Genomic DNA, 23265 nt, shown 5'->3' with positions numbered 1-23265 from the left:
GCGAGGAGGAGGCAGGCCCTCGAGGCGCGCCGGTGACGATGCGCGCCCCGGAGGGCGCTCTCCTGTGCACTCCCGCGCTGAGTGTGCGCGTACCGCGATACCCGTCGGCGTGTCGCCGCAGTGGACGCACACGCGATGCGGAGGATGCACACTCAAGCCGCGCCCGGTGACGATGCGCGCCGCAGAGCCAACAACTAGAGCAGGGACTCCGTCGCCGCCAGCAGGGCACAGGTCGACAGCCCGTCGACCGCGTCGCGGAGGTCCGGCAGCGACGGGAACGACGGCGCGATCCGGATGTTCTTGTCCTCCGGGTCCTTGCGGTACGGGAAAGACGCGCCCGCTTCGGTGACCGCGATGCCGGCGTCCTTGGCCAGCGCGACGGTGCGGCGCGCCGTGCCGGGCAGGACGTCGAGACTGACGAAGTAGCCGCCCTTGGGGTCGGTCCACGAGGCGATCTTGGAGTCACCGAAGCGCTCAGACAGGATCTCGGCCACCAGAGCGAACTTCGGCGCCAGGATCTGCTGGTGACGCTGCATATGCAGCCGCACCCCGTCGGCATCGCCGAAGAAGCGCAGATGCCGCAGCTGGTTCACCTTGTCCGGGCCGATCGACCTTTTCGCGGCGTACTGCAGGTACCACGCGATGTTGCCCAACGAGCCGCCGAAGAAGGCCACCCCGGCACCGGCGAAGGTGATCTTCGAGGTGGAGGCGAAGATGTACGGCCGGTTGGGGTTGCCGGCCTTGGTGGCCAGGCCCAGCACGTCCACCTGGCGGACGAAGTCGTGCGTCAGCGTGTGCACCGCGTAGGCGTTGTCCCAGAACAGCCGGAAGTCGGGTGCCGCCGTGCGCATCTGCACCAGCCGTCGCACGGTCTCCCACGAGTAGGTGATGCCGGTGGGGTTGCCGAACACCGGAACCGTCCACATTCCCTTGATTGCGGGGTCGGCCGCGACCAGTTCCTCGATCAGGTCGACGTCCGGGCCGTCCTCGACCATCGGAACGGGGATCATCTCGATCCCCATCGTCTCGGTGATGGAGAAGTGCCGGTCGTAACCGGGAACGGGGCACAAGAACTTGACGGCCGGCTCGTCTTTCCAGGGCCGCGGCGAGTCCACCCCGCCGTGCAGCATGGAGAAGACGACGGCGTCGTGCATGAATTCCAGGCTGGCGTTGTTGCCCGCGATCAGGTTCTGCACGGGCAGGCCGAGCAGTTCGGCGAAAATCTCGCGCAGTCCGGGCAGCCCGTGCAGGCCGCCGTAGTTGCGGGTGTCGGTTCCCTCCGCATCGCGGAAGTCGTCCCCGGGCAGCGTCAACAACCGGTTGGAGAGGTCGAGCTGCTCCGGTGAGGGCTTTCCGCGCGTCAGGTCCAAAGACAACTTCTTGGCCTGCAGTTCCGCGTACTCCTGCTGGTGGCGCGCGTGCAGAGCCGAGAGCTCTTCAGGGCTGAGGGACTCAAACGACACCAGGGACCCTTCCCATCGAAACCGCATGTCAAGCGTGGGCATAAGGGGACCCCGCGCACCCGACAGAGCCCATTGACCCTTGCTGCCTTCCGGCCCTGGGGGAGTTCACAGGATAGACGCCGCGCGGGGTCCAACGGCGAGTGTAGTACCTGGCTTTCTCGGCGCGGCGGCGGCCGCGAGAACACCCGGCCCGCATCAGCAGCTACCATGACCACGGAGGATTCGCCTAGTGGCCTATGGCGCTCGCCTGGAACGCGGGTTGGGTTAACAGCCCTCGCGGGTTCAAATCCCGCATCCTCCGCTGTACGGTCTGCCGTTTGACCAGGACCGATACCGGAACCGGCTGTCGGGCCCGGTCAATTTTCGGCGGCTTGGGTTCACCAGCTTGAGGGAGTGGTATGGGGCGCAAGGTCGCCATCCTGTGGCACGCATTGTTCACGATCGGCGCCGGCGTCCTCTACTTCTATTTCGTCCTGCCCCGGTGGCTCGAGCTGATGGGCGACATCAGCAGTGGCGCGGGGATGACGCTGCGCATCGTGACCGGTGCGCTGCTCGGCCTGGCCGCCTTGCCAGTGGTGTTCACGCTGTTGCGCACCCGCAAGCCGGAACTGGCAGTGCCTCAGCTGGCGCTGACCATCAGAACCTGCTCGATCGTCGCGCATGTGCTAGCCGGGGTGCTGATCATCGGCACCGCGATCAGTGAGCACTGGTTCAGCCTCGATACCGCCGGCCAGTGGTTGTTCGCGATCTACGGTGCCGCCGCGGCGATCGGGGTGCTCGGGTTCTTCGCGTTCTATCTGTCGTTCGTCGCTGAGCTGCCACCCCCGCCGCCGAAACCGATCAAGCCGAAGAAGGTCAAGGAACGCCGGATCCGCGGGAAGAAGCGCGGGAAGGCCGGCGTGGCGGTGGCCGAGGACGAGGACGCCGAAGACGAGGACACCGAGGACGAGGACACCGGGGACACCGAGGACGCCGAGGACACCGAAGAGACCTCGGAACAGGAAGATGCCACGGAAACCGTCACCGCCGAAACCGAAGACGAGGCGGCCGCCGAAACCGTCGAAGCGCCCGCCCCGGTACTGAGCGAGGAATCGGCGCCGGATGAGGCGGCGGCAGAGACCGTCGAAGCGCCGGCACCGGCGTCTGAGAAGACGGTCGAGTCGTCCGCGCGGTTACGCAACCGCCGCCCCACCGGCAAGACCTCGCACCGCCGCCGGCGCACCCGGGGCGGCGTCGCCGTCGAGGAGTAGTTCCTCCGCTACACCAGAATCACCGGGATGTCGGTGTTCTCGTCGGTGTGATAGCTCGCGCACACCCGGTGGTAGCCGTCCGCGATCTGCAACGGGACACCGGTCGCGTAGTTCCCGCGGATCAGCAGAATGGGCGACAGCGGTTGCCCCTTCCTGATCTTGGCCAGGTCCGCCGCCACATGGGGGTTGTCCGCGTCGAGCAACCTCAACTGTGCGGCCCGGAGTATGTCCTTGGCTTTCTTGTGCACAACGTCACCGGCCCGGAGTTCTGCGGTCAACTCGTTGACGGTGTGCGCGTCGGCCACCAGTGCCAGATAGTCGGCGGCGGCCGGAAAGTCGTGACTCTCCGGCTTTTCCAGCCACTTCACGCTTGCCATGCCGCAACCATAATTGGGATCGGTAGCGGCAGCGGCGATCTGCACTTCTCCCATGACGACGCCATCGGGGCGGCGCATGACGGAAGGAAGTCCAGTGAAGCGTGTTATCGCGGTGGCGATCGGAACCCTTGGCTGCGCGTCGGCGCTGGTCGGATGTTCCAGCGGCGGCCACAGTGCCAGCCCGGCGTCGAACGGCTCGGCGAGCGTGGCCACCAACGGCGGCGCGGGAACCGAGGTCAAGGTCGGCGGCTCGGACCTGCCGGGCCTGAACCCCTCCTCGGTGACCTGCGTCAAGCAGGGCGGCAAGATCAACATCGGCAGCGGTTCCACCGGCGGCCAGCAGGCGCTGGCGGTGGTGATGGCCGACGGCAACCCGCCCACTGTCGAGTCGCTGGCCATGGTCGTCGACGGCAACGCCCTGTCGGTCGCCGACAACATGGGTTCCAAGGTCGGCTCGGCCAAGGTGTCGGTGGACGGCAAGACCTACACGATCACCGGTCAGGCTCAGGGCGCTGACCTGAAGAACCCGATGGCCGGAATGATCACCAAGGACTTCAACATCAAGGTCTCGTGCGGCTGACGAGGGGCGGTTCGGAGCGGCGGACGTGCAGTGCACGTCCGCCGTTCCGGATTGGACGCAGGACTTATGATGCAGCCGTGTCGATCTCCGACGACATCGAGCGTGCGCTCGAGCAGGCCCACAGCCTGGCGTTTACGGCCGACGAGGCCGCGGCCCGGGATCTGCTGCTGTCGCTGATGCCGCGGATCGAGCAGGAGGATCGCGACGATCTGCTGCTGGAAGTCTTTGCTCAGCTCGGCGCCGTCTACCTGGTACGGGGAGCCAATGACGGTGTGCGCGAATGCATTCAGCGCATCCGGGAGCCCCTGGCGACCTATCGGGGCATTCGGGCCGGCACGCTGCCGGAGGCGGCCGAGAAGGTGCGCATGTCGCAATCCGAGATCGACCGGATGATCTGCCGCTACTCGCGACGCGCGCAGTTCCTGCAGATCGGGTTGGCCGCGGCCGAGGGCGACCATGAGCAGGCCCTGGCTGCCCTGGATCTGCTGAGCGAACCCGGCCCCGATCTCCCCGATCTGGCCGACGAACACGCGAACCTGATCACCCACGCCCGGGTCCTGTGCGCGACGGCATTGTGTGACGATGACCTGCACGTGCAGTCCGCTCCGATGTGGGAACAGGTGCTCGACGTCCTGGACCCGTCCGCCGCCGGCACCGAATATGGCGAGTACATCTGGGTTTTGGCGGCCACCGGGTACGGACGATTCTGCATCGAGACAGGGCGTCTACCGGAAGCCGAGCCCTGGTTGCGTCGCGCGGGAGCGCGTGCCCAGGCCAGAGGATGGCAACTTGCGGACGCACGAACGAAATTGGAGCGGGCGGCGGCCTGCTGGTCGGTCGGCGACCACGTCATGACCGAGCAATTGGCCTCGGAGGCTTATCAGGTGATCAGCGGATACGCACGGGCACACGACGTATCCCGCTGCTGGCTCTACCTCGGCCTCACCCGCCTCGGCAGCGGCGCCCTCGAAGAAGCCGACCGGTGCTGGGAACAGGCCGAACAGCATTGGCGCGAACTGGGCAAGCCCCTGTACCTACACCGCATCCTGCTGCAGCGCAGCTGGATTGCGATTTTCTGGGGCCGGTTCGCCGAGGCTGTCGAGCTGATCGCCCAGGCCCGCGAGTTGCTCGACTCCTCCCCGCGCAGCAGCTGGCTGCAGTACGCACTGCTCGACAACCACCTCGGCACGGTGTGGCGGGCCGATGCGTTGTCGGACATGGGATTCGACGGATCGGGCGACCCGGAGGAGTCGTTGCAGGAAACCGAGGCACGCCAGGCCGAGTCGCTGGGAATCCTGCGCGGCGAGGTGGGCACCCCGGAGTATTGGCGCGCGATGAAGAAGCTGGAACAGGCCGCCGAACTCAAGGTGCCCGCCGCACTGGCGGTCGACTCGGTGCGTTATTCGATCGCCGACGCCGATGCACGAGCACGCTGGGCGGCACGCATTTCGGCACCTGTGCTGGCAAGCGCCTTCGCCGTCGCCTGGGAATGGGAGAACACCCAACTGATCAGCGAATTGGTCGAATACCACAGTGCGCGCGGGACTTTCAACGCCGAACACCAGGAGCGCCGGATCGGCGAGTGGGAGTCGACCGCCGCTGCGCCGGGGTTGATCGAAGCCGGCGACGAACTCACACCGGCCATCGCGGCCGCGGGTCCGTCCGGGGCGCAGGGGGATTCGCTGACCCGGCTGGGACCGTTGCCCCCATTGCAGATGCAACCCGGGACGACGGCCATCATGAGCCACTATCGCGAATTGGCGCTGCAGCGGTACGGCCGTGCGGTCAACGCGCCCGAGCCGGCGTGGGCGACCTGGCCGTGAGCGATCCGGACCGGCAAACCCTGGTACTGCGGTATGCCGACGTGGGGATCGCCACCTACGCGAGCCTGTGGGTCGTCGGCGAGCCGTCGCGAACCGTCAACTGGGTGGTGGAGGAGCCAATCCTGTTGGCTGCCTTGGAAGAACTGGCCGGCGCCCTACCCGAGCCGCACGGCGGCGAATCCCGTCGGGACGCCATCGAGAGGGCGCTGTCGCACGGTGCCTTCGCAACACCGGATACCGAGTTGACGGCGGCCTACATTCTCGGGGTGCTGTTGATCGGTGCCGCCGGATGGCAACTGCTGGCGGAGTGTGCCGAGTCGAAGCGTCCGACGCTGTTCGTCTCCCCCAGCGCCCGGCTGGCCCGGGTGCCCTGGGGGCTGTTGGCGCTGCCGAAATCCGGTCCGAGCAAAGAGGAACTGGTGCGGGCCCGCCAGGATGCCATTACCGCCAGCGGCCGGGTCGCCGCCCGGATTCCCTGGCAACTTGCCTTCGGTGGCCAAGGTGTCAGAGACCACACCGACGGGCACCGGTTGATGGAGCTGGCCGAGGTGCTGTTGGCGGTGCCGCAGAACATCGTTCACGCGCCGCGCACGGCCGCGCGCTGGGACGACAGGCGGGACGGCCCTCCGATCCTGATTCTGGATCCCCGCGTGCCGGGGCAGCGGCCGGACTCGGCCCTGGGCTCGGTGCTCGGCAGGCCCTCGGAGCACACACCATTGGCGCGGCACTTCGCCGAGCTGATGCAGCGGCGCGCGGTGTTACCCCGCGCGGAAAGTTCGGTTGAGCTCTTCCGCCGCCAGGACGCTGACCGTAGGTGGCTGGCAGAGTTGCTGCTGGAGAAGCCGAGCCGGCTGGTCTACGTCGGACATGCCAGCTCCGCCGACGGCGAGTCGGGCCGGGCCGATCGGGCGGCGCTGCATCTGGCGTGTACCGCGGCCGTACCCGGCGACGCGGCGGCCATCGGCAACCACCGGCCCCTGACCGCGTCGGATCTGATGTCGCTGCGCCTGCCGATGCCGCCCCGGGTGGCGCTGCTGGCCTGCGCCTCAGGCGGCGACTACCAGTTCGACGAGGCGACCGGACTGGTCGCCGCCATGATCCTGGGCGGGGCGCAGCTGGTGACCGCCACGCTCTGGTCGCTGCCCACTACCGCGGCGTACCGCCAATTCGCGCTGCCCACCGGCGATCCCGACCCGATGGCCGATGTCGTGTCCGCGGTCGATACCGCACACCAGGAGCCCGATGCCGGGTACGCCGTAAATCGTTGGCAGCGTGCGCAAATGCGCCGCTGGCGGGACGGGGATGTCACCGCCAGCCCGGTGCACTGGGGCGCGCTGGTCACTTTCGCCGTCGACGGTGCGCGATGACGTCAGACCAGCGCCAGACCCGATGCCCGGACAGCCAACACGTCATCCGGCAGCGAAAGCTCCTCGCGCGCAGCGGGATCGAAAGCGACAAGCATCACCAGCCCGGGCCTTAAGGTGGACAGGTCCGCTCCGGATTCGTGGTCCATCAACCGGCCGACGAAAGTGTCGCCGTGCACGCTCGAGACCTCGATCCAGATCTGGCGCTCTCCGCCAACGGCTTCCGGTTGGTCGTCGACGACCGTGCGCACGGTACCCACCCCCACGGCAAGCCTGTCCGAGCCGCTCCGCACCCGGCGGGCGATCCGGGCGGCCCACACCGCGGAGATCGCGGCGACGACGATAACGGCCACTGCTGTCCACAACTGGTTGCTGTTCATGCGACCAGCTTCGAGCCGCCCGAGGGCTACCGAACCCAACTTTTCGAGTACCGGAACTTCTGCCGGTGCCCCTATTCTGTGGTCATGAGCGCCGATCCGCAGGCCCAGCCTGCCGCCGACAGCCGTGTGGCGGGTCAACCCCGCCGCGCGGTGATCGACCGGGCCTGGCGCGCAATCGGTCCCGGCGTCGAGGTGCTCAGCAGCGATGACGGCGGCCCGCTGACCCGCACCGTCAAACGCATCATCGACCCCCTGGTCCTGCGCCTGCGGGCCAACCCGCAGTTCTCCACACCCGCCGTCGGTACCGACACGGCCGCCGAGATGCACGACCTGATCGTCAACAACGGCGCTCAATTGCGTTTCGCCGCAGCCTGGTTCGAGGTGCTCAAACTCGAGCGTCGCAGGCTGCGGATTCGCAGCGGCAACGCCCAGGAACTGTACTTCCCGGTGTGCTTCGAACTGGCGGTGACCAAAGGCGCACCCACGCCACAAGATCGCGAGGCCGCCGCCGCGGTCCTGCACGAGGTGCACCAGGGCCGGGACCGCACCGCGATCGAGGTGCTCAACGACTACGTCGCCGACCCGGGCGTCGTCGCCGCCCTGGCGGCCCAACTGGAGGCCAGCTGGGGCGACGTCCGGGCCGAGGCGGCGGTACTGGAATCGTTCCTGGCGGCGCTCAGCACGGTGCTCGGCCCGGCCCGCAGCCACACCGCGGCCACGGCTCGCCAACGGGTGTGGTCTTCGGTGGTCGCTGATGCCACGCCGTACAACCTGGGCGCGCTGGTCCGGGTGGACGGGGCCGAACTGCCGTGGTCGATCGTCGAACTCGGCCTGAGTTCCGTTGCACCGCAACGACAACCGCCGGTGGCCGGCGGCTCCGACAGTGACCGGCCGCTGGATCGCACGGTGGTGGACCGGGTGCGCTCCACACTGCGGCGGGCCCTGGACCGCGACGCGTTGCCGGACGTCCCGTTGCTGTGCGAAGAGGAGGTCGACCGGGCCTGCGCGCCGTGGGGGCTGCTGGCCGAGGACAAGCAGGCAACGCTGGTGGCGGGCATCGAGGTCGCCGGCGAGCTCGCGCCCCTGGACCGGTCGGTCACCAGCCGTTATGCGCTGGCCGCACAGATCCAGGCGCGGCTGCGCAAGGAGGCTTACGTGTTGCATGCGCGGCGCTATCTGGCCGAGGGCGGGCCGATCCATCCGCGGCAACAGCAGGTGGTCGACGACCTGGCCAGGTATCGGCAGCCGTATCTGAGCCGGCTGTGGGCGCGGCTGCACGGACGCGATGTGTGGCAGGAGCCCTGCGAGGACGTCGACGACGTGCGGTCGCTGCTGGAGGGTGTGGCCAGGTCCGTCAGCCTCGACCATCGGCAACGCATCAAGTCCATGCTGGAACTGCAGGTGGCCGGATGAGACTGGTGGGGTCCGTGGAGCAGCCGCTGCCGCTGGTGGCGGTGCTGGAAGTCAGCGGCGCGGTGCTGACGTGGGTCGTCGACGATCCGGCCGGGGCTGACGCCGCCCAGATCGACTTCACCGACGCCGCCCGCGCCGACTGGCTGTGGCAGGTGGTCGGCGCGTCGGGCCACGTCGCCCTGCTGTCGTCCGCCGGGGAAGCGCAGGAGACCGGCAGCCTCGACATCGCCCCGGGAGCACTGGCTCTGCTGCACCGCCTGGCCCTGGGGCACTGGCTGCGGCGCTGGTGGCCGGCCAGCCAACGCGACGGCATCCCCGCCCTGGACCGGGCCCTGCTCGATGCCGAGGTGGCCCTGCTGACAGCCGGCGCCCAGGGCTATTTCACCGACGACACCCTGGATTCGGATGTGTCCCAACTGCTCGCTCCGCACGCCGCGGCTCTGACAGGCCACGCTCATTCCGACGATTCGCGAGTGCGCGAAATGGTCCGCGCCGGTGCCGAGCTGGCCGACGAGGTCGGTCTGGAAGGCGAGGACTGGGCGGAGCTGTCGGTCGCAGTGGAGGATTCGGCGACGGCACTGACCATGCCTACCGGTTTCCGTGACGACTACGCGCTGGCGGCCGGTTCGCAGCCGGGCCCCGGCCCGGGCGCGGCGATCGGACGGGGCGTCGCATCCATCAACTGGGGCGCGGTGCCGCCGGGCATCTTCGACGCCGCCGAGGACACCGTCGACTGGAGCATCGAGGCGGCCGGCCCGGCCGTCGTCGCCGTGGTACGCGCGGCCGTCATCGGCCCCGACCCGGCCACCGATGTGGCGGTCCGGGTCCGCTCCGGCGACATCACCGGCGCCGGCGCCCTGGACGCCGGCGGCCGGGCCACGGTCCCCTTGGTCGACGGGCAGCACAGCGGGCTGACGGAATCGGCCGCCTGGAACCACGATTGGCCGACGACGGCGGTGATCATCGGCGCGCCGATGACCGAGACGAGTGAACCGCGGGAGGCCCGGGACCGGATTCGCGCCTGGGTGCGGGCACGCCTGGACCAACCACCGCCCGACGCCTACCTGGCCGAAGTGTTGGCGAGTGAGTCTTCCTATTGAGAGTTGCCTCCGCTTCCCTATGCTGAGCGAGTGCCCAACACTTATCGCGTCGTGCAGTGGACCACCGGAAACGTCGGCAAGAGCTCGCTGCAGTCGGTCGTCACCAACCCGCAGTTCGAGCTGGTGGGCTGTTATGCGTGGTCGCCGGACAAAGCCGGACGCGACGCCGGCGAACTGGCCGGCATCGAGCCCACCGGCGTGGTCGCCACCAACGACATCGACGCGCTGCTGGCCCTGAAGCCGGACTGCGTGGTCTACAACCCGATGTGGATCGACGTCGACGAACTGGTCCGCATCCTGTCCGCGGGTGTGAACGTGGTGACCACGGCGTCCTTCATCACCGGGCACAACCTGGGCGACGGTCGTGACCGCCTCGACCAGGCCTGCCGGCAGGGCGGCTCGTCCATGTTCGGTTCCGGGGTCAGCCCGGGATTCGCCGAGTTGCTGGCCATCGTGTCGGCGATGGTGTGCAACCGCGTCGACAAGGTCACCGTCAACGAGGCCGCCGACACCACGTTCTACGACTCGCCGGACACCGAACGCCCCGTGGGCTTCGGCCAGCCGATCGACCATCCCGAGTTGGCGCAGATGGCCGAGAAGGGCACCGCGATTTTCGGCGAGGCGGTCCGGCTGGTCGCCGACGCGCTCGGAGTCGAGCTCGACGAGATCCGGTGCGTTCCCGAATTCGCCCAGACCACAGCCGATCTCGAGATGGCGTCGTGGACCATCGCGGCAGGGTGCGTCGCGGGCGTCTACATCAGCTGGCAGGGCATCGTCGACGGCCGCAGCATCATCGACCTCAACGTGCGGTGGCGCAAGGGCCAGACGCTCGACCCAGACTGGAAAATCGACCAGGACGGCTGGGTGATCCAGATCGACGGGCAGCCGACGGTGACCACCAAGGTCGGCTTCCTGCCGCCTCCGTATTTCGAGGCCACGACGCTGGCCGAGTTCATGACACTCGGTCACATCATGACGGCGATGCCCGCGATCAACGCGATCCCCGCGGTGGTCGCGGCGGCCCCCGGCATCGTCACCTACGCGGATCTTCCGCTGACTCTGCCGCGCGGCACGGTGCCGACCGGTTGAGCATAAAGCCGCCGGTCAGCGGGTATCCCAGTGCACATGGCTACCAACAATCGATTGAGCAACACAGCGCAGTACTGGGGCGGCAGGGCCAAGGAGACCCTCGGCCGACTCTCCGGCAACCGGCGCACCCAGTACGAAGGCAAGCTTGACCAGGCCAAGGCCAACGTCAAGGACACCGGTCTGGACATCAGAAACGCATTCCGGCGGCGCCGGGCCCGGTACTGAGGGGTTTCGGAACCCGGCACATTCGGGTACATCCCTGCAGTCAGCCAATAAGCGAAGAAGGAGCCGCGCATGAGCGCCGAAGACAAGATCAAGAACAAGATCGAGGACCTGGGTGGTAAGGCCAAAGAAGGCGTCGGCAAGGCCACCGGCGACCGCAGCACCGAGAACGAGGGCAAGTTCGACCAGGCCAAGTCCAGCCTGAAGGACGCCGGCGAGAAGGTGAAGGACGCCTTCAAGAAGTAGCGTGCTCGCCGAAAGGCGTTGTTCGACAGTCGCATAAAGCTGCCCCGCGCGGATCGGCCGAATCCGCGTGGGGCAGCTTCATTGATTGAGCCGGCGATTTCTGGCTATCCCTTACCCATGGTTTGTTCGAGACGTCCGCTGGCCGTTGCCGGCGCACTGGTGGCGATGAGCGGTTCCCTGTTGATCGGCGGGCCGGTACCGGTGGCCGCCGCCGCGCCTTGTCCTGATGTCGAGGTCGTATTCGCCCGCGGCAGTGGTGAACCCCCGGGCGTGGGCGGCGTGGGCCAGTCGTTCGTGGACTCGCTGCGATCCGACATCGGGCCGAAATCGCTTGGCGTGTATGCGGTCAACTACCCCGCCAGCACCGACTTCGGCAGCAGCGACTTCCCGCTGACCGTGATCGACGGCATCCGCGACGCCGGGTCACACATCCAGTCCATGGCATCGAGTTGCCCCAACACCAGAGAGGTGCTGGGCGGCTACTCCCAGGGCGCGGCGGTGGCCGGCTTCGTCACCTCGGCGGCCGTGCCGGCCGGGGTGCCCGCCGCCGCCGTTCCGCAGCCGCTGGCGCCGGAAACCGCGAATCATGTTGCCGCGGTTGCGCTGTTCGGCACGCCGTCACCACAATTCCTGAGCCAGTACAACGCCCCGCAGATCGCCATCGGCCCGCTCTACCAGCCCAAGACGATCGAGTTGTGCGCCGACGGCGACACCATCTGCAATGGTGGCGGCACCACCCCGACCTTCGCGCACACCACCTATCCGGTGAACGGAATGACCGGGCAGGCGGCCGACTTCGCCGCGGGCAAGCTATAGCTCGTCCCGGTCGTCCTCGTCATCGGTCTCCGGGGTCGGCAGCGGCGGCGACGTCTTCAGCCAGTCACGCAGCCGGAGCAGCCCGTTGATCACGATGGCGAGACCCAGCAGCACCAGCGCCACGACGATGATTGCGGTGGTCACCACACCATCGTGACAGGCTCAGGCGGCGGGCTTCACCTCGAGGCCGACGTGCACCTTGTCGATGCCGCCGCGCACGATCGAGTGCGGCAGGAACCACCAGGCGTGGTACCAGTAGCGCCGCAGTACCGCGTTGTAGACCTGCCGGGTCTCCGACTTCGGCAGGACGCGGGCCACCCCTTCCACATCCTCGCTCTTGGGCTTGCCCAGCGACCCGCTCTTGGCGATCGTCACCCGGGAGGTGTTGCGAATCCGCTTGACCTTCCACGATTCGTCGTCGGTGATGATCAGCAACCGGTCGCCGTCGGGCACGCCCCAGATCGCGGTCGGCTTGGGGCGACCGTCCTTGGTGAAGGTGGTCAGCAACAAGTACTTGGACTTGATGACATCTGCGAATCCGACGGCCACATCTGCCTCCTGGCTCAAATTTGACCAGGTAAATACCCCATGCGCCGGGCGCAGAAACCGCCGCACGCTGTGATGCGGCGCACCACCACCCCACCGAGCGGGGCCCCAGTCGACGGTTGCAGAATGCCACCATGCACGTTCTGGTTACCGGAGGCACGGGTTTCGTCGGCGGCTGGACCGCCAAGGCCATCGCTGACGCCGGACACGACGTCCGGTTCCTGGTGCGAAAGCCGGAACGTCTGCAGACGTCGGTTGCCGCGCTGGGTGTCGACACATCGGACTTCGCGGTCGGTGACATCACGGACCGCGACTCCGTTCGTCAGGCACTGCAGGGCTGCGACGCGGTGGTGCACAGCGCAGCGCTGGTCGCGACGGATCCGCGCCAGACCGCCCAGATGCTCGCCACCAATATGGAGGGCGCCCGCAACGTGCTGGGCCAGGCCGTCCAACTCGGACTCGACCCGGTCGTGCACGTCTCGAGCTTCACCGCCCTGTTCCACCCGAATCTCGAAACGTTGACCGCGGACCTACCCGTGGTCGGCGGGACGGATGGGTACGGAACGTCCAAGGCGCAGGTCGAGATCTACGCCCGCGGCCTGCAGGACGCCGGCGCACCGGTCAACATCACCTACCCGGGAATGGTGCTGGGCCCGCCGGTCGGAGACCAGTTCGGCGAGGCCGGCGAAGGAGTCAAGGCCGCCTTGCAGATGCACGCGATCCCCGGACGCGGCGCGGCCTGGATGGTGGTCGACGTCCGCGATGTGGCCGCGCTGCACGCGGCGCTGCTGGAACCCGGACGCGGGCCACGCCGATACATGGCCGGCGGCCACCGGCTCCCGGTCGCCGATCTGGCGAGAACACTCGGCGAGGTCAGCGGCACCACGATGGTGCCCGTTCCGGTACCTGACACCGCCCTGCGGGCCGCAGGATCGATCTTCGACTTCGTGGGACCCTACCTCCCGTTTGACAACCCGATCACCGCCGCGGGCATGCAGTACTACACACAGATGCCGGAATCCGACGACTCGCCGGCCGAGCGTGAACTCGGCATCCACTTCCGCGACGCCCGCACGACGCTCGCGGATACTGTTGCTGCGCTTGATGATCCAGCAAACTAGCCGACTGGGATTGCGGCGGCGGGGATCGGCACTCCCCGCACCCCCACGTCGATCCGGAGCAGCGCACCGATCGTGGTGACATAAACCAGGCTGCCCGCGAAGGCGAGCGAGGACACGAACCGTCCGGGCACCTCGATGACCTCGTCAAGGCTGCCGGCGGAGTCGAAACGCGCAATGCCGCAGCCACTCCCGAGCGCCACCCAGACGCCGCCCTCGACGTCCACCGCCAGCCCGTCACACTCCCCGCGGGGGGCCCCGGCGAATACCGACGCACCCCGCGGCCCGATGACGCGCACCCGCGCCGCCGCGTATTCGCACACGTACAATCGAGTGCCGTCCGGTGCATACCCAACGCCGTTGGGCCACAACAGGTCTGACACGAGGAGCCGGGTTGCGCCGGCGGGCGAGATCTGCACCAGTTCGGAGGGTCCGGCCATCTCACCCCGCGCGGGCTGATGGCGCAGGACGCCGACGACCACCGACCCGTCCGGAGCCACGGTCAGATCGTTGAGTCCGGTGGCGTCGTCGGCCGCCCACACGGTTCGCAGCCCCGCGGGTCCGGCGTAGGCGAGATCTCGCCCGCTGACCAGCAATCCGCCGCCGGCATGCACCGCGATGCCGCCGATGCCGCGCCGCTTCTCCACTATTGTCGACACGCCCTCGTCCGACCACCGGTAGACGCCGCCGGCCGTGGTGTTGGCGAACAGCACCGAGCCGTCGGGCAGCGGCCGGGGCGCCTCCAGAAGTCCGTCCGATTCCCACAGGACTTCGGTCATGGCATCGACTCTGCCCAGACGATGTGTCCCTCGAAACCCAGCGCCACCGCCATCTCGAGGTAGCGGTTGGCCAGGTCCGCGTATTCGTCGGTGTGACCGTTCGTGCGGGCCAGCATCGCCCGCATCCGCAGCAACCAGATGTCGCGGACCGGCAGGTCCTGCTCGTGGCGTTGCTCGGCGACGGTCTTGATCGCGGCCTCGGCTTCGGCGACATCGCTGTCGGTGCCCCGATCGAGCAGCGTCTCAACCAGGACCGCGGTGGCGGGGATCCCCCAGGTCAGCAACTGTCCTTCGCGGACCAGATGCTCGACGACCGCCCGCAATTCGGCGATCGCGTCGTCGCGGTCCCCCCGTCGCGCCCGGTCCCGCGCCGAGTAGACGTTGACGATGGGCAGCTCGGAGAGATTGTGCCCCTGCCGCTGGAACAGTTCGGTGACCTCAGTGAGCAACAGCTCGCCGCGGTCATGCTGCTCGGCGGTCTCGCGGTGCACCAGAGCGACGCCCAGCGTCAGCCGCGCGAAGGCCAACGCGAAGTTGTCACCCGATCGCTCGGCGATGCGCAGTGCGCCCTCGATTTCGCGGACCGCGCGGACGTCGGGCCTCAGCACACCGGCCGGTATCGCCGGAAAGTAAACGTAGGCAACGGCTCTGGCGTAAGACAACGGGTCGGCCCGGCGGGCCATGTCCAGACCCTGTCGCAGGTCGTCCCGCCAGCCGGCGCGGCCCAGGCAGTAACAGGCGATCGCCCGCGTCGTGTGGGCGATGGCCAGCGGCGACCCGATGATGAAGTTGCCGCGGGCCGGATCGCCGTCGGCCAGGTCGATCACCCGCTCAGACCACTGCAACACCTGGGACCACTCGGCGCTCTCACCTTTGGCGTAGATCGGCGCGAACGAAAGCCCCACCGTCAGCGTCGGATCGCCGACCGCCTCGATCAGTGTCATCGCCTCGGACGCCAGCCGTGACGCCTCTCGGATACGCGCCTGATACGCCAGTCCGATCACCATCCCGGCCATGGCGATTGCCAGCGACGCCTTGTCGCCCGCAACACTGCACAACTGGCGCAATTCCTCGAACCGGCCGCCGGCATCGGCGTGCACCCGCCACGCGACCCCGCACAGCATGGTGCGCGGCGCAATGCGCAGCGCCGCGCGGTGCGGCACATCCGCGGGCAACGCATCGGCGATCTTCTGCGCGCGTTCCCAACTCAGCAGCGCCGACGCGATATCGCGATTGGTTGCCCAGTTCGCCGCCCGCATGTGCCAGCCGTAGGCGGCGAACCCGTCTCCGGCCGCTTCGAGGTGCTCGGCGATCAGCACCGCACGTTGATCGACCGTTTGCGGCTCCCGCGCTTCGATGGCCTCGGCCAGTCGCCGGTGCAACCGGGCCCGGTCGGCTTTCAGCTGGGCTTCGTAGGCCACGGTCCGGATGAGCGGATGGCGGAATGCGTAGGCCGGGTCGGCGGTGAACCGCACCTGGTGCACCAGTTCGGCCGCCAGGAGTTCGTCGATCTTGGGATCGACGCCGAGGCTGGCGAGCAGGTCGGTGGAGAACCGGGACCCGATGATCGCCGCGGCGCTGAGGGTGTGTTTGGCCGCGGGGCTGAGCCGGTCGATGCGGGCGGCGATCGTCGCCTGCAGGGTGGGCGGCACGCGTACGTCGGCGACGTCGGTACGGCAGACGTAGTCGCCGCGCTCGCCGCCGAGCACGCCCCGCTCGGCGAGTTCGCGGGTGATCTCCTCGGCGAACAGCGGGTTGCCCGCCGCGCGCGCGGCGATCACGTCACCGATCGGTGCGACGGAGGGATCGCGGCCCAGCAACTCGGAGACCAGCACCGAGGCCTCGGAATCGGTGAGCGGTGCCAGCGCGAACGTCTGGGCGCCGGGGACGAGCTGCAGGGCGCCCTGGTAGTCGGGGCGGTAGGTGAAAAGCACGATCGAGGGAGTCTGGGTGACCACCGTCAGCAGATCCGCGAGCATGGATTCGCTGGCGTCGTCGATCCAGTGCACATCCTCGACGAGGAAGATGGCCGGCTGGGTCCGCGCGAGCAGATATGCGTTGAACAGCGCAGTTAGCCGGCGCCGTCGCGCATCCGGGTCGATCTTGGGCAGTTTCACCTCGGGATCCGCGACACCCAGCAGATCGCACAGCAACCACAGGTCCTGCGGATCGGCGTCGGGCATGCCCTCCCGAACTCGCTGACGCGCCGCCTCGTCGGCCAGCCCGTTCGTCTGGCTGACCGATCGCAGCAGACGCTCCATCACCCGGAACGGGACATCGGTGGCGTGCGATTCGCAGAAGCTGCTGAAGACCTCCAGGCCGCGGTCCTGCGCCAGCCGGACGGTCTCGCGCACCAACCGGGTCTTTCCGATGCCGGCCGGACCGCTGATGCCGACCACCGACCCGCGGCCCGCTGCCGAACGATCCAGCATGGCCGCCAGTGCCGCGACTTCCCAGTCGCGCCCGACCAGTGTCGACACCGGGACGTCGGCGCGTTCCTCGGGCGTGGCGACGCTGAGCAACTGCCGACCGGTCAGCGCGTCGTCGGCGCCTTTGACGTGAACCCGCTGCGGCTCACCCAGCACCGTGGCACCCTCGACCAGTCGTGCCGTGGATTCGCTGACCATCACCCCACCCGGCGCAGCCACCGACTCCATCCGCTGGGCGATTCCCACCTGCTCGCCTACCGCGGTGTAACCCAAAGCGCCGGAACCGATTTCACCGGCGATCACCTCGCCGGAATTCAGGCCGATGCGCAGCTGCAGCGCCACATCGCCGTCGAGTTCGGCCGCCAATCGTCGGGTTGCGTCCTGGATTCCGAGCGCGGTCAGGCACGCCCGCAGCGCATGGTCCTCCAGCGCGGCAGGCGCGCCGAACAGGGCCATGATGCCGTCGCCGGTGAACTTGTCCACCGTGCCGCCGTAGCGCTGCACCACCGCCGACGCCCGGGTGACCAGTTGAGTCATGATCTCGCGCAGACGTTCCGGGCCGACCGCCGCCGCGATGTCCATCGAATGCACCACGTCGGCGAACAACACGGTCACCTGCTTGTACTCGGCCTGCGAATCGGCCGACGAGACCGGCGCGCCACACCCGTGACAGAACCGTGCGTTTGCCAGCAGTTCGGTGCCGCACTTGCTACAGGCCGCCACGGCTTGTCAGATTAGTGCAATCGAACTGTTGTTGGGGGACCAGGAAATGAACGACGCGACCCACCGCGGGGACACCACAGGATTGCTGGTGATCGATCCCTACAACGATTTCATCTCCCCCGGTGGCAAGGTCTGGGACCGCTTGAAAGGCGTCATCGAAGCCAACGATTGCGTCCCGCACATGAAGCGGGTGCTGGACGCGGCGCGCGAGGCACAGATCCGCGTCTTCTATGCGCTGCACCGCCGGTACCGCGCCGGCGACTACGAGAATTGGCGGTCCGTCGCGCCCGTGCAACGGGCGGCGTGGCAACGTCGCACGTTCGAATTCGGCAGCTGGGGCGGCGAGCTGCACCCCGACTTCGTGCCGATGCCGGGTGACGTTGTCGCACAAGAACATTGGTGCTCCAGCGGCTTCGCCAACACCGACCTGGATCTGCTGCTCAAACGGCACGGTATCCAGCGGCTGATCGTCATGGGACTCATCGCGCACACCTGCGTAGAGGCCACCGTCCGTTTCGCCGCCGAACTGGGCTACGCGGTGACGATGGTCAAAGACGCGACCGCGGACTACTCGGAGGTGGAGATGCACGCGGCGCTGGACGTCAACATTCCCAACTACGCGGACGCGATTGTGACCACCGACGACGTGGTCGCCTCGATCATCCGTTAGCGACGAGCGCGCGGTCGGACAGTGCCGCGAGAGCCGGCGCCAGCAGCCTGGAATATTCCAGCGTCAGATGACCCGCGTCGACGTAGACCAGGGTGTTGCCGATGATGACGGGGCAGTGCTGCTTGGTGCAGAACAGATCGGTGAGGTCGACGTACTGCCCCCCGCCGGCCTTGACGGCTGCGGCCTCGGCCGCCATGCCGTCCCGGTCGAACGCGAACGACATCGGCGGCGAACACAGGGTCGCGTCGGTCAGGTGCTCGGACAGGCAGCCCGGCACCGCGGCATTCAGATGCGGCAGCGGCCCGAGCACCATCACCTTGGCGCCGATGCCGCGCAGCTGCTCGGTCAGTTTCTTGAGGCCGTTGACCCAGGCTCCGTCGTACGAGGAGAAGCCCGAGAGAAATCCGTTGCTGTGGGTGGCGGTGTAACCCCGGAACACGCTGACCACCACCAGCTTCGGGTGTTCGGCCCGCAGCCGGGACATGATCTCGCCGCGCCACTGCTCGCAGTGCTGGAGGTACTCGACGATGGGGGCGACGAAGCGGTTGGCGATGGGCAGATCCATCATCGGGCAGGCCGCCTTGGCCATCGCTTCGATTCGCCAGGGCCGTTGCTTGCCGACCTCCCGCAGCGCGGGGATCCACATCGAGGCATGCGAGTCACCGATGACGGCCACCGTCGTCTTGGACGCTTTGTCGCCCATCGCGCACTCGGGTTGTCCGGCCTGAATCGGCAGGCGCAGACAGCCGTCGAACATCATCTGGCCGACTTCGCCGGCCGCGTCCGCCAGCGACGGGCTCAGGTTAGAGGGCACGTCCTTCAATTCGGCTGATGCCGCGACCGCCGCCTGCACCTGTCCGAACACGTTCTGTACCGCCGCGTCGTAGGCCGCGATGTCGTCCCCGGTGGGCGCTGGCGGCGGCTTGATGGTCAGCGGCGCGGCCACCGCGCCGCGCGCGACCGCAACGGGCATCGGGATCGACGACACGTACATCAGCAACGCCACGCCCACCAGCGCCGCGAGCGTGGTGGCGAACCCGCCGACGGCCAGGCTCTTCATCGGCGACTTGTGCAGCACAGTGGCGTAGCGCAGTGGGTTCTCGATATAGCGCAGGGTGAGCCATCCCAGCCCGCCGGAGACCACCACCGCCGCGATGAACTTGCCGAGCAACCCCAGCGGGTGGCCCACCACGATCGGGGCGAACACCAGCACCGGCCAGTGCCACAGGTACCACGAATAGGACAAACGACCGATCGCCCGCATCGGTGACCAGCCCAGCATGCGCCCGGCGCCCTGATTTGGTGTGGAGCAGCCGGCGCCGAGCAACAGTGCGGTGCCCAGGACTGGCAACAGCGCCGCGGTGCCCGGGTAGGGAATGTCGGGGGTGTAGAAGACGCAGGCCGCGAGCACCATGGCCGTGCCGATCCAGCCGATGGTCACCGCGGCCCGCTCCGGGAGCCTGCTCCACTGGTTGGCCGTGAGCGCCACCAGGGCGCCCAGAGCCAGCTGCCAGGCCCTGGTGAACAGGGAGAAGTATGCCGCGAGCGGCATCACGTAGGTGACCAGCAGCGACAGCAAGAACGAGGAAACCGCGATGAACGTGACGAGCACCAGGAACGGGGTCTTGGACGGGATTCTTGCGGACCCCGCATCGGTGTTGCGGCGTCGGCGCAACCGCCGGATCAGCCATGCCAAGCCGACGATCATCGGCGGCCACAGCAGGTAGAACTGTTCTTCCACGCCCAGGGTCCAGTAGTGCTGGAACGGCGAAGGCGCGCCGCCGGCGAAATAGTCGACCTGCTGGACGATGAACCAGAAGTTGGGGACGTACAGCGCGCACGCGATGGCGTCCTTCAGTGCGCTCTGGGCCTGCACCACGGGCAGCAGGAATGCCGCGGCGATCGCGGTGATGACGCCGATCGTCGCCGACACCGGCAGCAGGCGCCGCGACCGCGCCCCGTAGAACTTCTTCAGCCCGACGGTGCCGGTGGTGCTCACCTGTTTCCAGAGCTGGCCGGTGATGACGAAGCCGGAGATCTCGAAGAAGATGTCCGGGCCGACGAAGCCACCGCTGACACCGGGCATGGAGATGTGCCAGCCGACGATGGCCAACAGGGTGAATCCGCGCAGGCCCTCGATGTCGTCGCGGAATCCGCTCTGCGGCGTGTGCTTCGCCTGCGCGTCCGGCGACGGCAGCACGCTACGAGCGGAGCTCACGTTCTCGGACTGACGCACGATCCCCCACTGTATATAAGTGGGCGCGAATACAAGCCTGAACGGCGGCAAGTGACTAAAGGGTGCCCGAACGGGGCCCAAATGCCCTCCCGGCAAAGACGGGCACAGCGCAGCATCTCCCCTGGACAGGAGATGCGTGATGACCAAACCGATTCCGCCGCTCGACCTTTCATGGCTGCTGATCGAGTCGCCGGGCAGCACTACCCACGTCGGCGCGATGCTGCTGTTCCAGAAGCCGTCCGACAGCGAGTCGCTGGTGCGCGAGATCGTGGACTTCTACCGGGCCTGCTCGCCGGCGCCCCCGTTCAATTACGTTCCCGAGTTGCTGGGCCGCGGCGGCCCCCATTTCCGCGAAGTGGACAACTGGGACCCGCACTACCACGTCGAGCACCTCGCGCTGCCTGCCGGATCCAGTTATGACGACCTGCTGCGACTGGTTGCCGACCTGCATGAGACGCAACTCGACCGCAGCCGGCCGCTGTTCCGCTGCTGGATCATCGATGGCCTGCCGGACCGGATGTTCGCGATCTACACCAAGACCCACCACTGCATCATCGACGGCGAGTCCGGGCTCAGGCGGCTGTACGACGGCCTGAACCTCTCCGACGAGCCGACCATCCCCAAGCCCGCCTTCGCGCTCGACGTGCCGGCGTCCGCGCCGCACCCGCCGACACCGCTCCTCGGGCGCATCACCGACTCGATCCGGGGCGCGCTCACCCAGGTCGGGGCGCTCAACCAGGTGTCGGTCACCGCGTTGCGCAAGGTGTTCGCCGGTATGTTCCGGTCTCACCTCGAGGGCAGCCTGCCGTTCGCGGCGCACCACGCCCCCACCAACGAACCACTCAAGATCGGGCGCAGCTTCGCCACACTGTCGCTGCCGCTCGAGGAGATGCATGACGTCGGGCGGCACTTCGGGGCCACCCTCAACGACGTCGCGGTCAGCATCGTCGACGCCGGGTTGCACACCTACCTGCGGGAGACCGGACGCGCCTTCGGGCATCCCTTCATCGCGATGTGTCCGGTGTCGCTGCGGGGCGGCGATGACACGGCGATCGGGACCCGGGTCTCGGCGCTGTTCGTACGACTGGGTGAACCCGAAGCCGAGATGACGGACCGGATCGGGCAGGTGGCGTCGTCGGTGGCCGCCGCCAAGAAGGAGTTGGCCGCCATGTCGACGGAGGCGGCGATGACCTACGCGGTGGGACTCGTCGCGCTCGCGGGTCTGGGCGCGTCCACGCACCTGGACCGGGTCGGCCATCCCGCCTGCAACCTGGTGATCTCCAACGTCGCAGGCGCCAGGGAGACCAGGTATCTCAACGGCGCACGCCTGCTGGGCATCTACCCGGTATCCGCCCTGGCCGCCTCGATCGGGCTCAACGCCACGCTGGCGTCGTACCACGACAGCATGGACTTCGGCTTCATCGGCAACGCCGCGGCGATCGACGACATGTCGCGGTTGGCCCACTACACGCTGCAGGCCTACGAGGAGCTGAAGAAGTCTGCACAGAGTATGTCGATAACACCTCGGCAGGATCAGCCTTTGGTGGACACCGACACGTAATCGACGAGCATCGGCTGCCCGGAAACCGTTGCGCCGGTGGGACCACCGCCGAACGCGTTCGGGAAGGAGCCGCCCATCGCCACGTCCAGGATGAGGAAGAACCCGTGGTGGGTGGCGTTGTTCCAGTCGGTCGCGGAGACCTGGCTGGAGTTGATGGTGAAGTAGTTGTTGCCGTCCAGGTAGTAGCGCAACTGCTCAACGCTCGTACTGCGGTCCAATTCGACCGCGTAGGTATGGAAACTCGTGCCCGCGTTCGGCACGGCGTGTTCGCCGGAGCTGATTCCGGTGGGCTCGTTGAACGGCGGCCCGCCTGCCCAGATGTTGCCGTGCAGCGTCGACCACACCGAGCCGCGGCCGTTGATGGCCTCCATGATGTCGATCTCGCCGATCGATGGCCAGTTCGTGGCACCAACGGGCCGCGCCGCCTCGCCGAGCGCCCAGAACGCCGGCCAGTAGCCCTGACCGTTGGTGGGGTTGACATTGGGCTGCTGAATCGACGCCTCGATGCGCATCACCCCGCCCGTCGGTGCGGCAAAGTCGGTGCGCACCGTCTCGATCCGGCCCGATGTCCAATGCCCGGCGGGGTCCCTGATCGGGCTGATCGCGAGGTGGCCGTTGCCGTCGAGGTAGACGTTCTGGGTGCTGTCGGTCATTGTCTCGATCTCCCAGGTGCCCCATTGGGGCGCTGAGTTGCCGAATCCATACTGCGTGCCGAGGTCGTAGATCCAGTTCGAGCGGTTGACGGTCGAACCCGCGGCCCCAGTGAAATCGTCGCGGAAGATTTCAGTGAAGCCGGCGGTACCGGTACCGCCGCCCGTGCCGCCACCGGTGGCACCGGTGTTCCCGCTGACGCCCGCTGGACCGGCGGTGCCGAACAGGCCCGCCGCGCCACCCGCGCCGCCGAGGCCGCCAGTGCCGCCCTTGCCGCCGGCACCAACCGCCCCTGAGCCGTCGGCCGGGCCCGCAAGCCCACCGGTGCCCCCGACTCCGCCGGAGCCGCCCGTCCCACCGTTGCCGAACAACAGCCCACCGCGACCGCCGGCCCCACCAGCTCCGCCGGTGCCGCCGGTACCGCCGCTC

General features: G+C 68.0%; 22 protein-coding genes, 1 tRNA gene and 1 other RNA gene. 14 read left to right on the top strand and 10 right to left on the bottom strand.

Annotated features, from left to right (window positions below):
- Positions 1 to 194: 194 nt before the first annotated feature.
- Positions 195 to 1463, bottom strand: coding sequence for an aminotransferase class I/II-fold pyridoxal phosphate-dependent enzyme (locus AO501_RS25025; protein WP_156452773.1), 1269 nt, complete (start codon positions 1461 to 1463; stop codon positions 195 to 197).
- Positions 1464 to 1502: 39 nt separating this feature from the next.
- Positions 1503 to 1599, bottom strand: an RNA gene (gene ffs, locus AO501_RS34590) — signal recognition particle sRNA small type.
- 79 nt (positions 1600 to 1678) lie between these two features.
- On the opposite strand from ffs, the gene AO501_RS25020 reads away from it, so the two are divergent.
- Positions 1679 to 1764 (top strand) — tRNA-Ser (locus AO501_RS25020).
- 97 nt (positions 1765 to 1861) lie between these two features.
- The gene (locus AO501_RS25015) at positions 1862 to 2713 is read left to right on the top strand and encodes a hypothetical protein (protein ID WP_055580272.1); all 852 of its coding nucleotides are present in this window, start codon (positions 1862 to 1864) and stop codon (positions 2711 to 2713) included.
- Between the two features lie 8 nt (positions 2714 to 2721).
- Here AO501_RS25015 and AO501_RS25010 read toward each other — a convergent pair whose 3' ends face one another.
- The gene (locus AO501_RS25010; protein ID WP_055580295.1) at positions 2722 to 3090 is read right to left on the bottom strand and encodes a hypothetical protein; all 369 of its coding nucleotides are present in this window, start codon (positions 3088 to 3090) and stop codon (positions 2722 to 2724) included.
- A 76-nt stretch (positions 3091 to 3166) separates the two neighbouring features.
- Here AO501_RS25010 and AO501_RS25005 point away from each other — a divergent pair, with 76 nt between their 5' ends.
- The 3 genes from AO501_RS25005 to AO501_RS24995 all read left to right on the top strand — a co-directional run bounded on the left by AO501_RS25005 (position 3167) and on the right by AO501_RS24995 (position 6860).
- Positions 3167 to 3670, top strand: coding sequence for a lipoprotein LpqH (locus tag AO501_RS25005; RefSeq protein ID WP_197419947.1), 504 nt, complete (start codon positions 3167 to 3169; stop codon positions 3668 to 3670).
- A gap of 77 nt (positions 3671 to 3747) precedes the next feature.
- Positions 3748 to 5493 (top strand): hypothetical protein, encoded by a 1746-nt coding sequence (locus tag AO501_RS25000; RefSeq protein WP_055580270.1) that lies wholly within the window; start codon positions 3748 to 3750, stop codon positions 5491 to 5493.
- Entirely contained in the window at positions 5490 to 6860 is a 1371-nt protein-coding gene (locus AO501_RS24995) for a CHAT domain-containing protein (protein ID WP_082658830.1), read from the top strand. Before AO501_RS25000 ends, AO501_RS24995 begins: the two co-directional genes overlap by 4 nt.
- Positions 6861 to 6862: 2 nt before the next feature.
- Here AO501_RS24995 and AO501_RS24990 read toward each other — a convergent pair whose 3' ends face one another.
- Positions 6863 to 7237: a hypothetical protein gene (locus AO501_RS24990; RefSeq protein ID WP_231752607.1), complete on the bottom strand. Its 375-nt coding sequence runs from the start codon at positions 7235 to 7237 to the stop codon at positions 6863 to 6865.
- Positions 7238 to 7321: 84 nt separating this feature from the next.
- Here AO501_RS24990 and AO501_RS24985 point away from each other — a divergent pair, with 84 nt between their 5' ends.
- The 6 genes from AO501_RS24985 (at position 7322) to AO501_RS24960 (ending at position 12123) form a co-directional block, all read left to right on the top strand.
- A complete protein-coding gene (locus tag AO501_RS24985) occupies positions 7322 to 8650 on the top strand; it encodes a hypothetical protein (RefSeq protein ID WP_055580293.1) in 1329 nt (442 codons plus the stop codon).
- Positions 8647 to 9750 carry a hypothetical protein gene (locus AO501_RS24980; RefSeq protein ID WP_055580268.1) on the top strand — a complete coding sequence of 368 codons (1104 nt, stop codon included), beginning with the start codon at positions 8647 to 8649 and terminating at the stop codon, positions 9748 to 9750. Before AO501_RS24985 ends, AO501_RS24980 begins: the two co-directional genes overlap by 4 nt.
- Positions 9751 to 9780: 30 nt before the next feature.
- Complete coding sequence (locus tag AO501_RS24975; RefSeq protein WP_055580267.1) at positions 9781 to 10839, top strand: dihydrodipicolinate reductase; 1059 nt, start codon at positions 9781 to 9783, stop codon at positions 10837 to 10839.
- A 36-nt stretch (positions 10840 to 10875) separates the two neighbouring features.
- Positions 10876 to 11064: a CsbD family protein gene (locus AO501_RS24970; protein ID WP_063892919.1), complete on the top strand. Its 189-nt coding sequence runs from the start codon at positions 10876 to 10878 to the stop codon at positions 11062 to 11064.
- 69 nt (positions 11065 to 11133) lie between these two features.
- Positions 11134 to 11307: a CsbD family protein gene (locus tag AO501_RS24965; protein ID WP_055580265.1), complete on the top strand. Its 174-nt coding sequence runs from the start codon at positions 11134 to 11136 to the stop codon at positions 11305 to 11307.
- A gap of 117 nt (positions 11308 to 11424) precedes the next feature.
- Positions 11425 to 12123, top strand: coding sequence for a cutinase family protein (locus AO501_RS24960; protein WP_055580264.1), 699 nt, complete (start codon positions 11425 to 11427; stop codon positions 12121 to 12123).
- Here AO501_RS24960 and AO501_RS37415 read toward each other — a convergent pair.
- The gene (locus tag AO501_RS37415) at positions 12118 to 12267 is read right to left on the bottom strand and encodes a hypothetical protein (RefSeq protein WP_156452772.1); all 150 of its coding nucleotides are present in this window, start codon (positions 12265 to 12267) and stop codon (positions 12118 to 12120) included. The genes AO501_RS24960 and AO501_RS37415 overlap by 6 nt on opposite strands.
- An 18-nt stretch (positions 12268 to 12285) precedes the next feature.
- The gene (locus AO501_RS24955; RefSeq protein ID WP_055580263.1) at positions 12286 to 12672 is read right to left on the bottom strand and encodes a PPOX class F420-dependent oxidoreductase; all 387 of its coding nucleotides are present in this window, start codon (positions 12670 to 12672) and stop codon (positions 12286 to 12288) included.
- A gap of 131 nt (positions 12673 to 12803) precedes the next feature.
- On the opposite strand from AO501_RS24955, the gene AO501_RS24950 reads away from it, so the two are divergent.
- On the top strand, positions 12804 to 13790 hold the full coding sequence (locus tag AO501_RS24950) for an SDR family NAD(P)-dependent oxidoreductase (protein ID WP_055580262.1): 987 nt from the start codon (positions 12804 to 12806) through the stop codon (positions 13788 to 13790).
- Here the strand turns inward: AO501_RS24950 and AO501_RS36300 are convergent.
- Together AO501_RS36300 and AO501_RS24940 are read right to left on the bottom strand one after the other, a co-directional pair.
- Positions 13787 to 14566 (bottom strand): SMP-30/gluconolactonase/LRE family protein, encoded by a 780-nt coding sequence (locus tag AO501_RS36300; protein WP_082658827.1) that lies wholly within the window; start codon positions 14564 to 14566, stop codon positions 13787 to 13789. The genes AO501_RS24950 and AO501_RS36300 overlap by 4 nt on opposite strands.
- A complete protein-coding gene (locus AO501_RS24940) occupies positions 14563 to 17718 on the bottom strand; it encodes an adenylate/guanylate cyclase domain-containing protein (protein ID WP_055580261.1) in 3156 nt (1051 codons plus the stop codon). The genes AO501_RS36300 and AO501_RS24940 overlap by 4 nt, the downstream gene beginning before the upstream one ends.
- 46 nt (positions 17719 to 17764) lie before the next feature.
- Here AO501_RS24940 and AO501_RS24935 point away from each other — a divergent pair, with 46 nt between their 5' ends.
- A complete protein-coding gene (locus AO501_RS24935; protein ID WP_055580260.1) occupies positions 17765 to 18388 on the top strand; it encodes an isochorismatase family cysteine hydrolase in 624 nt (207 codons plus the stop codon).
- Here the strand turns inward: AO501_RS24935 and AO501_RS24930 are convergent.
- Positions 18378 to 20624, bottom strand: coding sequence for an acyltransferase family protein (locus tag AO501_RS24930; RefSeq protein ID WP_231752606.1), 2247 nt, complete (start codon positions 20622 to 20624; stop codon positions 18378 to 18380). The two genes, AO501_RS24935 and AO501_RS24930, sit on opposite strands and share 11 nt — an antisense overlap.
- A 139-nt stretch (positions 20625 to 20763) precedes the next feature.
- Between AO501_RS24930 and AO501_RS24925 the strand changes: the two genes are divergently transcribed.
- Positions 20764 to 22185: a wax ester/triacylglycerol synthase family O-acyltransferase gene (locus AO501_RS24925; protein ID WP_055580290.1), complete on the top strand. Its 1422-nt coding sequence runs from the start codon at positions 20764 to 20766 to the stop codon at positions 22183 to 22185.
- Here AO501_RS24925 and AO501_RS40355 read toward each other — a convergent pair.
- Positions 22158 to 23265 (bottom strand): glycoside hydrolase family 16 protein (locus AO501_RS40355; RefSeq protein WP_197419944.1); only part of this gene is annotated, 1108 nt, incomplete at its 5' end. The two genes, AO501_RS24925 and AO501_RS40355, sit on opposite strands and share 28 nt — an antisense overlap.

It is taken from the genome of Mycobacterium gordonae, assembly GCF_001417955.2.
Taxonomy (GTDB): domain Bacteria; phylum Actinomycetota; class Actinomycetes; order Mycobacteriales; family Mycobacteriaceae; genus Mycobacterium; species Mycobacterium gordonae_B.
This window is presented reverse-complemented; position numbering and strand designations above follow the sequence as displayed.